The sequence below is a fragment of the Ruficoccus sp. ZRK36 genome, from assembly GCF_019603315.1.
Classification (GTDB): Bacteria; Verrucomicrobiota; Verrucomicrobiia; order Opitutales; family Cerasicoccaceae; genus Ruficoccus.
This window is the reverse complement of the sequence record NZ_CP080649.1, coordinates 515,493-528,270: the sequence shown is the minus strand read 5'-3', so window position 1 is coordinate 528,270 and position 12,778 is coordinate 515,493. Positions and strand designations below refer to the sequence as shown.

Sequence of the window (12,778 nt, the reverse complement as noted above, 5' to 3'; positions counted from 1 at the left end):
AGTCTCTGTCTTGATGAAATTTAAGCTGCGGCACAAAGTCACCGGTCTGGCGCTCTTTTCGGCCTTGTTGCCGGCAGTCGTGCTCGCGCTGCTTATCTATGTGCAGCAGCGTAAGAGCACAGTGGTTATCGACGCACAGCTCGATGCCATCGTCGCCGAAAACCTCGACCAGACCACGCGCGATATTTACAACCTGTGCCTGAGCGCCAATGATCTGGTGCAGCTGCAGGTGGATGCTGCCCTTGGCGTGGCGGATCACACGGTGGATGAAGAGGGTGGGCTCCGGCTGGGTGCCAAGCAGGTGCCGTGGACCGCGATTAACCAGTTTAACGACGATGAGGTGCAGCTTGAGCTGCCGGAGGTCCTCATCGGCCAGGAGTGGCTGGGGAAGAACAGTGACGCAGGCGTTGCGACACCCTTGGTGGACGATGTGCGCGATATGGTTGGCGGTACGGCTACTATTTTCCAGCGCATGAACGAGGAGGGCGACATGCTGCGGGTCGCCACCAATGTGCTCACGCTGCAAGGCGACCGGGCCATCGGCACCTACATTCCGGCCGTGGACCCCGATGGTACGCCTAATGCCGTTGTCACGGCGGTGCTGCGGGGCGAGACCTTTCGCGGGAATGCCTACGTGGTCAACAACTGGTACCTCGCCGCCTACAAGCCCATCTACGATCCCGAAGGGGAAGATATCATCGGCATGCTCTATGTGGGCGTGAAGCGCGAGAGCGTGGACAGCCTGCGGCGCTCGCTGGCCTCGGTCGAGGTCGGGGATAGCGGCTATGCCTGGATCATGCCCGGTCAGGACAAAATGAACCGCGGCCATTACGAATTTTTCCGCGACGGCGCTAGCGACCTGCAGGATATTTCCCGCGTGCGCGATGTGAACGGCCGCAACTACATCGAGGAGATCCGCAAGGAAGCGATCAAGCTGCAGCCCGGAGAGGTCGCCACGATGGATGTGGCCTGGCAGGATGCGTCAGGAGTCGTCCGGCATAAGGAGATCCACTACGCCTACTTCAAGCCCTGGGATTGGGTCGTCGGGGTGACGGCCTTTGAGGGCGAGTTTGCCAAGCCGCACCAGGAGGTCTCCCGAGCCTTTCAGACGATCCTGCGCTACACCGTATACGGGGCCGTCGTGACGTTGATTCTGGTCGGCCTGCTGGCCACGGTGCTGGGCGGATTGATTGCCCGGCCCATTACTTATCTGACCAACATCGCTGAGCTGGTAGCCGAAGGGCGCTTGGGCGAAGCCGGTGGCAAGATGGAGGAGTGCTGCCGCCAGCAGGGCGGTGTGAACCGCAAGCTCGTGCATCAGCAGGACGAGACCGGTCAGCTCTTCCGGGCCATCCTCAAGATGATCCGCAACCTGAATTCGCTCATCGGGCGCGTTCGTAACCTCAGCCAGCAGCTGACGGGGGCTGTCACCGAGATGACCGAGACCGCTCGCGCACAGGAGGGCACCGTGCAGGACTTTGGGTCGTCTTCGAGTGAGATTGCCGCCGCAGTGAAGGAAATTTCCAGCACCTCGCAGGAGCTTTCGCGGACCATGAACAAAGTCTCTGAAAGTGCCCGCGAGACCACGTCCACCGCCGGGGCCGGTCGCTCCCATCTGGACGGTATGCGGCAGAGCTCCGAGGGGCTTGAGACCGCCACCCGCTCGATTACTGGAAAGCTTTCGATCATCGCCGAGCGCGCGCAGAACATTAACGCCGTCGTCACGACGATCGCCAAGGTGGCCGACCAGACGAATCTGCTCTCGCTGAATGCTGCCATTGAGGCTGAGAAGGCCGGTGAGTACGGGCTTGGATTTGCGGTGGTGGCGCGTGAAATTCGCCGCCTGGCCGACCAGACGGCTGTGGCCACTCAGGACATCGAGCAGATGGTGAAAGAGATGCAGTCCTCCGTCACCGCCGGGGTGATGGAGATGGACAAATTTAACGAGGCGGTGCGCATCGGGATCGAGAGTACCGCTGAGCTCAGTAGCCAGATGGAGGCGATCATTGAGCAGGTCGAGACCGTCTCGCCACGCTTTGACAGTGTGCGCGAGGGGATGTCTTCGCAGGCCGTGGGCGCTTCGCAGATATCCGAGGCTGTGGCGAACCTCAACCTCGCCGCACACCAGACGACGGCCTCGCTGGAGGGTTTCAAGAACGCCACGGATAAACTTAACCGCGCCGTCCATGCCATGCAGGAGGGGATCGCCCAGTTCCGCATGGATGACAGCGCCAAGGACGACAGCCAGGAGGATAAGGCATGAAGATGCGCACGAAAATTCTCCTGACCATGGTGCTGCCGGTACTGGTCATCATGCTCGCGCTGGCCGGGTTTAACATGGCCCGCGTCCACGACGACATGATGGAGAGCCAGAAAAGCCTGATCGCCGAGGAGCTACAACGGGCCGCCATGGAGATCGAGAAAGGCAACAGCGAGACCATCTCCGTCGTGCGCTCACTGGCGCTGGCGCAGCAGAACGGCCTCTTTGGTAAGCGCGAGGACACCGTTGCCCTGTTGCGTAATGTGCTCGATACCTTTCCGCAGTTTATCGGGGCCGGTTGTGGCTACGAGCCCAATGCCGACGGCCAGGACGCCGACTACGTGCAGAATTTCCAGGACGGCGACACCTACCTGGGCGAGAGCGGGCGTTTCCTCGCCTACTGGTTCCGCGATCCGCAGAGCAACAGTGCCTACACGCTGGAGCCGCTGGTGGACATGGAAAATGCTCTCTACTATGCCGGAGTGAAGGAAAGATACATCCGCGGCGATGCGGAGGCCTTCATGGTGACCGAGCCGTACGTGTATAACCAGGCCAACCTCATTGTGGAGCAGATCGCGCCGATCATCATTGACGGGCGCTTTATGGGGATCGTCGGGATTGACCGGGGGCTGGACTTCCTCGACGAGTTTATCAACAAGCTCAAACCCTACGACTCGGCGGAGTTTTTCCTGATCAGCAGCCGTGGGCGCATCGTTGCTACCACCTACGGGACCGACTTGCGGACTGCGCCCATCGAGCAGTTGTTCGTCAAAGAAAATCGGGACGGACCGGGCCGGATCGTCAGCGGGATTTTTACCTTTAACGAGGGGACCGGTAAGCTCGAGTTTGACTCCGCCAAGGCCGAACGCCTCCTGGATGACGACATCAGTAATACCTACCGGGATCTCTTCCAGCGTTTCTCGCTCTCCCGTAAGAATACGGAGGTCATCGAGATCGACGACCCGCTCCACGGCGAGCACTCCTTTATCGCGAGTGCCTATATCCCGACCGGAGGCTGGCGGCTGATCATGAGCGTCAGCCGCAGCGAGGTCATGGCCTCGACGCGTGAGGCTGCCACCCTGGCCTTTGCCATGGTCGGGGTGACGATCCTGCTGATCATTTTAATCATCTGGTTCTTCGCCAACTCGTTCTCGCGCCGCATCAGTGTCGCCAACTCCCTGGCCCAGCGCGTCGCTAACGGCGACCTGACGGCGGATGTGGAAGTGGACACCAAGGACGAGTCCGGCCAGCTGCTGCAGGCGATCAAGGACATGGTCGGCAGCCTGAATAATCTTCTGCTTCAGGTGAAGGGTGCCACGATCCAGCTCGTCTCGACGGCGACGCGCATCACCGGCACGGCTAAAAGCCAGGAGGCGACGATTCAGGACTTTGGGGCCTCCACCACGCAGATCGCCGCCGCCGTCAGCCAGATTACCGCGACCTCGCGCGAACTGCTCAACACCATGGACGGGGTCTCCTCCCGCTCATCCGAGACAGCAGGTATGGCCGAGACCGGGCGCCAGCAGCTCGCCGCCATGGCCGATGCCATGAGCCACCTGGACGAGGCTACCGAGTCGATTTCCGATAAGCTGGCTGCCATCTCCGACAAGGCCAGCAACATCACCCGTATCGTCACCGCGATCAACAAGGTCTCCGAGCAGACAAACCTGCTCTCGCTCAACGCCGCTATCGAGGCCGAGAAGGCGGGCGAGTTCGGGCTCGGCTTCGCCGTGGTCGCCCGTGAAATCCGCCGCCTCGCCAGCCAGACCGCCAAGGCCACGGTGGATATTGACCAGATGGTTAAAGAGATGCAGTCCGCCGTCTCGGCCGGGGTGATGGAGATGGACAAGTTCTCCGAGGGCGTGCGCACCGGGGTGGGTGAGATTGACGAGCTGAGCGGTCAGCTCGATGGCATCATCAGCCGCGTGCAGGAGCTTTCGCCCCGCTTCGCCGAAGTGCGTGAGGGCATGCAGTCGCAGACACAGGGTGCGGCCCAGATCAGCGACGCGATGACGAACCTCAAGGACGGGGCGCAGCGCAGCGCCGACTCGCTGGTCGAGTTCGACAAGGCCACGCAGGCGCTCCACACCGCGGTCAACAACCTGCGGCGCGAGGTCGCGCGCTTCAAGGTGGCCGAGCGGCACTCCACCGGGATGACAAACATGCCTTTCCCCATGCGCGGGGGTAAAAAGCCCGGCGCTTCCTGACCTTTGCCATGTTGATCATCCTGTTCACCCTCGGCGACAAACGCTACGGACTGGATTCGGAGCGGGTGGTGGAGGTCGTGCCCGCCATGCCGGTCCGCGAGGTGCCCGGTACGCCCGAGGCCGTGAAGGGGCTCTTTGAATACCGCGGCAAGGTGCTTCCCGTGATTGATCTGTGCACGCTCACGGTGGGCCGCCCGGCAAATGTTTTTCTGAGCACGCGCTATCTGGTCGTGAAAACCGGCCAGAGCGGCGAGCGCCTGATGGCGCTGCTGGCTGAGAAGGTGACGGACACCCTCAATGTTGAGGATGGGGCCTGGCTCGATCCGGGCCTGGTGCCACCCGGTGCCCGGCACCTGGGGCGTCTTGTGCGCGATGCTGCAGGCGGGTTGATCCAATGCGTGGAGGTCGAGGAGCTGGTCACGCCGGAGATACGCGAGCTATTAAAAGAACGACAGGAGGTGGATGCATGATGCTGCCGCCGGAGCTTTCAGTGCGTCTGCGCGGGACCTACGGGCTGGATGATGCCGTGCTCAGCGGGCCGGGATGTCTGGTTGCTGTGCACCACCGTATGCGTCAGCTTGATCTGGACGATGAGGATGCCTATCTGGAGCGTCTCTCAGGTTCGCGTGAGGAGTTTGAAGCTTTCGCCGATGAGCTGCTTGTGCCCGAGTCGTGGTTTTTTCGCGACCGCGCACCGTTCGATTTTCTGGCCAATTGGGTGCAGTCGGTCTGGATGACCTACGAGGCCGAGGGGCGGATGCTGCGGGTGCTTAGTGTGCCCTGTGCTTCGGGGCCGGAACCGTATTCGATTGCCATGACACTGCTCGATGCCGGACTGCCTCCCAAGAGCTTCCGCGTGTACGCCGGGGATGTGAGCGAGCGTAACCTCGTCAACGCCCGACTCGGCGAATACCGCCCGATGGCCTTCCGGGGGACGGATGCGGAGGGGCGGCGTCATCATTTTGAGAACCTGCCCGACGGTGGCCTGCGCGTGCGCGATAACGTGCGTAACTGCGTGTCCTTCAAACGCTGCAATCTGCTCGATCCGGGCAGCCTGGCCTTTGCTCCGGCTTTCGACGTGGTCTTCTGCCGTAATGTGTTGATCTATTTTTGCGAGGAAGCCCGGCGCGGCGTGGTGGAGCATCTGCGGCAGTTGCTGGCTGATGACGGATTGTTCTTCGTCGGGCATGCGGACGGACTGCCGATGCTCAGTCGCGAGTTTGAGACGGCGGGACCGACCGGGGCTTTTTGCTATCGCCGCCGTACGGTGATCGAGCCAAGCGCCCCGCCATCGCCCACTGCAAAGCGTTTACCCTCGGCCCGGTTTCCTGTGCGTAAGAGCACAACATCAAAAAAGAGTAAGCGAGCCGCCAAGGCCATCGAGCCGCCCGCCGCTCCCGCTTCATCGGCCGCTGACTCACCAGAAGCCTCGCTGGCGAACGTGGTCCGCCTGGCCGATTTGGGCGACCTTGCCCTTGCCCGTGCGCAATGCCTGGAGCACCTTCAGCAGCATCCGCCCACTGCCGATGCGCTATTTTTACTGGGGCAGATTGAGATGGCCACCTCGCGGCTGGCCGAGGCCGAGACTTGCATCCGCAAGGCGCTTTACCTGAACCCGAATCACCTGGAGGCGATCATTCAAATGGCGCTTCTGGCCGAACGCCGGGGTGCCCCCCGCGAGGCGCAGCGCCTGAGGGCCCGCGCCCGTAAGCTGGAGGAGGCCGCGCATGCCTGAGGAACCCCTTTCTGATCATAACGTGCAGCAGATCGAGAGTCTGCTTGAGCGCCCCTATCCAGAGGGCTACCGCGAGGAGTGGATTGAGCGCATCAAAAATCCGCCCGAGCAGGAAATGCGCGAGACGGTGCCGCTGCTGGTCTTTCGCCTGCGGGACGAGTGGCTGGCCCTGAGCTGCTCGGTGGTCAAGGAAGTCTGCTCGCAGGGGGCGGTTCACCGTATCCCGCGTCGGACGAACGAGGTGCTGCGGGGGGTGACTAATGTGCGCGGTGAGCTGCAGCTAGCCGTTTCGCTGCGGGCCCTGCTGGGCTTGACTGAACGAAAGGACAGCGCCTCGACGCTCAGCCGCCGGGTGTATCCGCGCATGGTGTTGATCGAGCAGGCAGGCGGCGCCTTTGCTTTTCGCGTCGAGGAGGTGTACGGGGTGGTGCACTTCGAGCTGGAACAGATGCAGGCCGTGCCGGTCACCGTTTCCAAGTCTCTGGCCACGTATGCCCGTGGCCTGTTTAACCTGCGCGGCCAGCAAATCGGCTGGCTCGACGACGAACTCATCTTTCACAGCCTCGGCAGTAAGACCTTCTAAACTTCCATGAGTGACGGACCCGACTTTTCCATGCTCGATCTCTACCAGCAAGAAGTAGAGACCCATGGGGCTGCGCTCAATAATGGCCTGCTCACGCTGGAGAATGCGCCGGATGACAAAACGCTGATCAACGACCTGATGCGGGCGGCTCACTCGCTGAAGGGCGCGGCGCGCATCCTCGGCCTGGACGTGGTCTCCACGGTCGCCCATGCGCTGGAGGATGTCTTTGTAAAGGTCGGCGAGGGGAAGCTGGATTTCCCCGAGGGCTTCTTTGACCTGCTGCTGCAGACGGTAGACTTTCTGGTGGACTCGGGTGGTTCCGATGCTGCCGCCATGCCCGCGTGGCTGGAAGAAAACCAGGCCCGCTCCGAGTCCCTTACCGCGGCCCTGCGCGCGGTCCATGCCGGGGGTCCCGTCCCGGAGGAATTTCGTGAGGGGGAGATACCCGCCGAGGCTGATGTAGCCGATCCTACAGAGGCGCCCGATGAGGCTGCACAGACTTCGCCCTCCGTGGCCGCGGATGATGAGGCGCCCGCAGACGAGCGCCCTAAAGCCGCACCATCCGGCTTGCCTGCGGAGGCTGGCCCCCCGCCTGAGCCGACCAAAGCATCTGCCGCCAAGCCTGCGGCCCCCGCCACGAAGGCTGCTCCGGCTCCTGCCGCAGCGGGAGATCAAGTCGTGCGCGTGTCGGCGGATAACCTCAACCGCCTGATGGGGCTGGCTGCCGAGACCCTTGTCGAGACGCGTCAGCTGGAGCATTTTCGGGATAGTCTTTTACGCCTGAAAGAGACGCAGTCGGAGCTCAACGCCCGCGTCGAGCAGGGGCGCAAGCAGATGGAGGACAGCTCGAACATCAGTGGGCTGGGCCGCCAGCTGGAGCAGATCCGCCTAGCCGCCAACGAAAGCCTGCGCGCCATTCGCCACCAGATTGAGGTCTTCGATAACTTCTCGCGCCGGAACACCCTGCTCTCGGACCGGCTCTACCGGGAGGTGTTGGAGAGCCGCATGCGGCCTTTCGGGGACGGCGTTCAGGGCTTTCCGCGATTGATCCGCGACCTGGCCAAGACCACCGGTAAGAAGATTAATTTCAAGATCGAGGGGCAGGATACGCCGGTGGACCGCGACATCCTCGACCGGCTGGAGGCCCCCCTGAACCACCTGCTGCGTAACGCCTGTGATCACGGGATGGAACTGCCGGCTGACCGTGAGGCCGCCGATAAGCCCGCGACAGGCACGTTGCGGCTGATCGCCCGCCACAGCGCAGGCATGCTGATTGTCGAGGTGCGCGATGACGGGCGCGGGATCGACATCGCGCGGCTGCGGGAGAAAATCGTCGAGAAGCAACTCGCCACCGGGGAAATGGCTGAAAACCTCAACGATGACGAGGTGCTGGAATTTCTTTTTCTGCCCGGATTCTCGACCGCCTCGCAGGTGACGGAGATCTCCGGCCGGGGCGTCGGCCTCGATGTCGTGATGACCCTCATGCAGCAGGTCGGCGGGCAGGTACGCATCTCCACCGAGTTAGGGAAGGGGACGACTTTTCACCTGCAGCTGCCGATCACGCGTTCGGTGATCCGGGCTTTGCTGGTGGAGATCGACGGCGAGCCCTATGCCTTTCCCCTTAGCCGCATCAACCGCACCCTGCTACTCGACCTGGGCGACCTCAAGATGCTGGAAAATCGCCAGTACTTCGAGCTGGAGGGGCAAAACATCGGGCTGGTCTCGTCGCGCTCCGCGCTGGGGCTGGCCGGGGCGGTCAGTATGATCGCCCGCCATATCAACGTCGTGGTCGTCAATGACCGCAACAACCTCTACGGGGTCGAGGTGGACAAACTGACCGGGGAGACCGATCTGGTGGTGCGCCCGCTGGACCGCCGCCTGGGCAAGGTCCCCGGTGTGAGCGCTGCTGCACTCTCCGAGGACGGCGAGCCGATTCTCATTTTAGATGTCGAGGACCTCGTTCACTCGGTGGACAAGCTGCTCGCCGGAGGAGAGAACATTCAGGCCCGCTACACTCAGGAGTCTGAGAAGGAGGCACCCGCGAAGCGTGTACTGGTGGTGGATGACTCGATCACCGTGCGGGAGACCGAGCGTCAGCTGCTGGAAAATGCCGGGTATGCCGTGGAGGTCGCGGTGGATGGCGCGGATGGCTGGAACGCTGTGCGCCTAGGTGACTACGACCTGGTGGTCAGCGACGTGGATATGCCGCGTGTGAACGGCTACGAGCTGGTGTCCCGCATCCGGCAGGATGCCCGCCTGCAGCGCCTGCCGGTGATCATCGTCTCCTATAAGGACCGCGAGGAAGACCGGCTGAAGGGCCTGGAGGCCGGAGCGGACTATTACCTGACCAAGAGCAGCTTTCAGGACGAAACTTTTATCGGCGCAGTTAACGACCTGATCGGGGAGGCCCGCGAGTGAGGATCGCCATCGTCAACGACATGGCTCTTGCCATCGAGGCCCTGCGGCGCGTGGTTTCCGCTTCCGGTCAGCACGAGGTGGCCTGGATGGCCCGTGACGGCGAGGAGGCCCTGCGCCTGTGCCACGAGGACACACCAGACCTTATCTTGATGGACCTCGTCATGCCGGTGATGGACGGCGTAGAGGCCACCCGGCGCATCATGCTGGAGTGTCCCTGTGCGATTTTGATCGTGACGGCCTCGGTCGATACCCATGGCGAGCAGGTCTATGAGGCCATGGGGCTCGGGGCGCTGGATGCCGCTGTCACCCCCACGCTTGGACCCGAGGGTGAGCCCGAGGGCGGGCGGGTACTGCTGGATAAAATCGAGCATGTCGGCTACGTCATCGGGCGCAGCCAGCCCTCGAAAGGCAGTGGCTACACGATGCCGCCGTTTGATGCGGAGCGCAGCAGCTCGGAGGGACAGCCGCCGATGGTTGTGGTGGGCGCCTCAACGGGAGGGCCGCAGGCTCTGGCGACACTTTTATCGGGCTTCGGGGCGGGTTTCCCGGCCCCGGTGGTTATCGTCCAGCACGTGGACCCGGACTTCGCAACCGGGCTGGCGGAGTGGCTCAACCACCGTAGCGAGCTCCCGGTAAGCCTGGCGCGTAACCTCCAGGTGCCCAAGCCGGGAGAGGTCCTGATCGCCGGGCGCGATGAGCACCTGAGCCTGCGTCCGGGCGGATTTCTTTCCTATAGCCCCAAGCCGACGAACCTCATCAACCGCCCCTCGGTGGATGTGCTTTTCGATTCGGCGGCGGACTACTGGCACGGCGGCGGGATCGGTGTGCTGCTGACCGGGATGGGGCGCGACGGGGCAGAGGGTATGCTCGCCCTGCGCCGCAAGGGCTGGCACACCATCGCTCAGGACGAGGATACGAGCGTGGTCTACGGCATGCCGAAGGCGGCCGTCACCCTCAAGGCCGCCTGCGAGGTGCTGCCGATGCCCGCCATTGCCTGCGCGGTTAAGGCCCAGTTGAAGCAGAAATGACCGCCTGCCCGCCTGTTTGAGGGCAAAAATTTCACCGCTGCCTGCAAAAGCTTGCTAGGGTCCGCCGGGACTGTCTTGCTGTGGGGCGTGAAAGTCATCGTTTTCGTCACACCTAAGAAGAACGTACTCGACCCGCAAGGGGCCGCTGTCGGCCACGCCATGCATAGCCTGGGCTTCACCTCCGCCGCCAATGTTCGCGTCGGTAAGACCGTGGAGTTTGAGGTCGATGGGCAGGATACGCCGGAGTTCCGCGCCACGCTGGACAAGCTCTGCAACGACCTGCTGAGCAACCCCGTGATCGAGGACTTCCGCTACGAACTCGAGGCCTGAGGCCCCGGTTTGCTTTAACTGGCGATGAAGATCATCCGCTACGAGGACGCCGAGGGCAAACGCGCCTGGGCGCAACTGCTTGAGGGGCGCTACCTGCGTCTGGCGGGCGAGTTTCCCGCCTTTACGCCGACCGATGAGGAGGTCGTACCGACCGCCTTTCTGGCTCCGGTCAGCCCTCCGGCCATCTACTGCATCGGCCTGAACTACCGCGCTCATGCCGAGGAGCAGGGCGCCAAGCTGCCGCCGCATCCGGTGATCTTTATGAAGGCGCCGACCGCCGTCCAGCATCCCGGCGGGCCGATTATTCTCCCGCGCGTGCTGCGTAGCGATGAGGTGGATTTTGAGTGTGAGCTGGCTGTGGTCATCGGCAAGAAGGGCAAGAACATCCCTGAGTCCGAGGCGATGGACTATGTCTATGGCTACACGGCCGCCAACGACGTCAGCGCCCGCGACTGGCAAAAAAAGGGTGGCGGACGCCAGTGGGTACGCGGCAAGACTTTTGACACCTTCTGCCCGCTGGGGCCGTGCCTGAGCACGCTGGACGAGTTCGCCGACCCGCAGGCGGTGGGCTTGCGTACGTTTGTGAACGGCGAGAAGCTTCAGGACTCGGCCAGCTCGGACCTGATCTTTTCGATCCCGCAGTTGATCGCCTTTGTCAGTGGCAGCACGACGCTGCTGCCGGGGACGATTATCCTGACTGGAACGCCCTCCGGGGTAGGGTTTGCCCGTGAGCCCGCGCGCTTTCTCGTGCCGGGTGACGAGGTCACCGTCGAGATCGACGGCATCGGCCGCCTGACCAACCCCGTGATCGAGGAAGAGGTCCCTGCCGGAATCGAGCCCCGCCAGGTTTTTGTCGATAAGGCGTAGAACTGGTCGAGAGACCTCCCCTGCAGGATTTGGGAGTCGCTGCCTTTTACGTGTGAATGGCATGCCCTTGACGGGGCAGGCACGTAGTGCCGATGGGGCAGAGCCCCATCACGGTGCAAAGCACCGGGGGTGAAGGGTTATGCCCTTCTAATCGAAGATGAGCAGCAGGTAGGCGAAGAAGAGCACGAGGTGGATGGCGCCCTGCAGGAGGTTGGTGCGGGTACCTGCGAAATTTACCACGGCTACGCCTATGGAGAGGGCCAGCAAGAGGATCTCCGGCATCTCCAGACCGAGCTCGACGGTCTTGTGGGTGGTCAGGCTGACAATGAGTACGGCCGGGATGGTCAGGCCGATGGTGGCCAGGGCCGAGCCCAGAGCGATATTCACCGTGCGCTGGAGGCGGTTGGCCAGCGCGGATTTTATCGCGCCCATGCCCTCGGGGGAGAGGACGAGGATGGCGACGAGGAAGCCACCCAGTGCCTGCGGAGCGTGCAGGGCGCTGATCCCGTGGTCGACCAGTAGCGCCATCTTTTTGGACAGCAGCACGATGGGCAGCATGGTCAGAAAGAGAAAGATGACGTGGTAGGCGGTTGAGCGGATGACGAGGTTGCCGTGGTCATCGTGCCCGCCGGGTGCGTCATGGCTTTTCTGTCCGTCGACGGTCTTGGGGAGGGCGGGCTGCTGGAAGTAGTTACGGTGCCGTCCGCTCTGCATGGTGAGAAAAATGGCGTAGAGCACGATCGAGACGACAGCCAGAAAGATTTCCATCAGCACGGAGGGGACACCGCCGGGCTCCGAGTCCGTCAAGCGTGGCAGGACCAGCCCCAGCCCGGCCAGCGGGATGATGACGGCCAGATAGGTATTGGCGCCCTGGAGGTTGTAAACCTGCTCACGGTGTTTCCAGCCACCGACGAGGAGGGTGACGCCAAGCATGCCGTTGAGCACGATCATGAGCACGGAAAACATCGTGTCGCGCGCCAGCTCGGGGTTTTCACCGCCAGTGAGCATGACCGCTGTGATCATGACGACCTCGATGCTGATGACTGAGAGAGTCAGGATCAGCGTGCCGTAGGGCTCTCCGAGCTTGATGGCGAGGCAGTCAGCGTGCCGCACGACCCCGAAGGCCAGCCAGAGCATGATCCCGAAGACCCATGCGAAAAGCAGCGTGAAGAGGATAGGGCTGTCGAGATGCTTGAGCCAGGGCGAGCCGACCGTCAGCAGCACCAGAGTGCTGGCGATCCCGACCCAGAGGGCAAATTCTTCCCGGAAGATGCCGCGTACGCGGTGTGGTGTGTCAGAGTGAGCGTGAGAGTCGTCAGCCATCGTCAGTGTAGAGAGGAGATTCTATCA

General features: G+C 62.7%; 10 protein-coding genes. 9 read left to right on the top strand and 1 reads right to left on the bottom strand.

Going from position 1 to position 12,778, the window contains the following annotated elements; all coding sequences use genetic code 11:
- Window positions 1–13: 13 nt before the first annotated feature.
- From K0V07_RS02285 to K0V07_RS02245, 9 genes are all read left to right on the top strand, one after another.
- The gene (locus tag K0V07_RS02285; protein ID WP_220622914.1) at window positions 14–2,263 is read left to right on the top strand and encodes a methyl-accepting chemotaxis protein; all 2,250 of its coding nucleotides are present in this window, start codon (window positions 14–16) and stop codon (window positions 2,261–2,263) included.
- A complete protein-coding gene (locus K0V07_RS02280; protein WP_220622913.1) occupies window positions 2,260–4,467 on the top strand; it encodes a methyl-accepting chemotaxis protein in 2,208 nt (735 codons plus the stop codon). Before K0V07_RS02285 ends, K0V07_RS02280 begins: the two co-directional genes overlap by 4 nt.
- Window positions 4,468–4,475: 8 nt before the next feature.
- Complete coding sequence (locus K0V07_RS02275) at window positions 4,476–4,937, top strand: chemotaxis protein CheW (RefSeq protein WP_220622912.1); 462 nt, start codon at window positions 4,476–4,478, stop codon at window positions 4,935–4,937.
- Window positions 4,934–6,202: a protein-glutamate O-methyltransferase CheR gene (locus K0V07_RS02270; RefSeq protein WP_220622911.1), complete on the top strand. Its 1,269-nt coding sequence runs from the start codon at window positions 4,934–4,936 to the stop codon at window positions 6,200–6,202. Before K0V07_RS02275 ends, K0V07_RS02270 begins: the two co-directional genes overlap by 4 nt.
- A complete protein-coding gene (locus tag K0V07_RS02265; protein WP_220622910.1) occupies window positions 6,195–6,785 on the top strand; it encodes a chemotaxis protein CheW in 591 nt (196 codons plus the stop codon). Before K0V07_RS02270 ends, K0V07_RS02265 begins: the two co-directional genes overlap by 8 nt.
- Window positions 6,786–6,791: 6 nt before the next feature.
- Window positions 6,792–9,203, top strand: a complete 2,412-nt coding sequence (locus K0V07_RS02260) for a hybrid sensor histidine kinase/response regulator (protein ID WP_220622909.1) — start codon at window positions 6,792–6,794, stop codon at window positions 9,201–9,203.
- On the top strand, window positions 9,200–10,231 hold the full coding sequence (locus tag K0V07_RS02255) for a chemotaxis response regulator protein-glutamate methylesterase (RefSeq protein WP_220622908.1): 1,032 nt from the start codon (window positions 9,200–9,202) through the stop codon (window positions 10,229–10,231). Before K0V07_RS02260 ends, K0V07_RS02255 begins: the two co-directional genes overlap by 4 nt.
- 87 nt (window positions 10,232–10,318) lie before the next feature.
- Window positions 10,319–10,561: a phosphoribosylformylglycinamidine synthase subunit PurS gene (gene purS / locus K0V07_RS02250; protein WP_220622907.1), complete on the top strand. Its 243-nt coding sequence runs from the start codon at window positions 10,319–10,321 to the stop codon at window positions 10,559–10,561.
- Window positions 10,562–10,585: 24 nt separating this feature from the next.
- Window positions 10,586–11,428, top strand: coding sequence for a fumarylacetoacetate hydrolase family protein (locus K0V07_RS02245; RefSeq protein ID WP_220622906.1), 843 nt, complete (start codon window positions 10,586–10,588; stop codon window positions 11,426–11,428).
- Between the two features lie 147 nt (window positions 11,429–11,575).
- Here the strand turns inward: K0V07_RS02245 and K0V07_RS02240 are convergent, their stop codons facing one another.
- Window positions 11,576–12,751 (bottom strand): hypothetical protein, encoded by a 1,176-nt coding sequence (locus K0V07_RS02240; RefSeq protein ID WP_220622905.1) that lies wholly within the window; start codon window positions 12,749–12,751, stop codon window positions 11,576–11,578.
- Window positions 12,752–12,778: the final 27 nt, after the last annotated feature.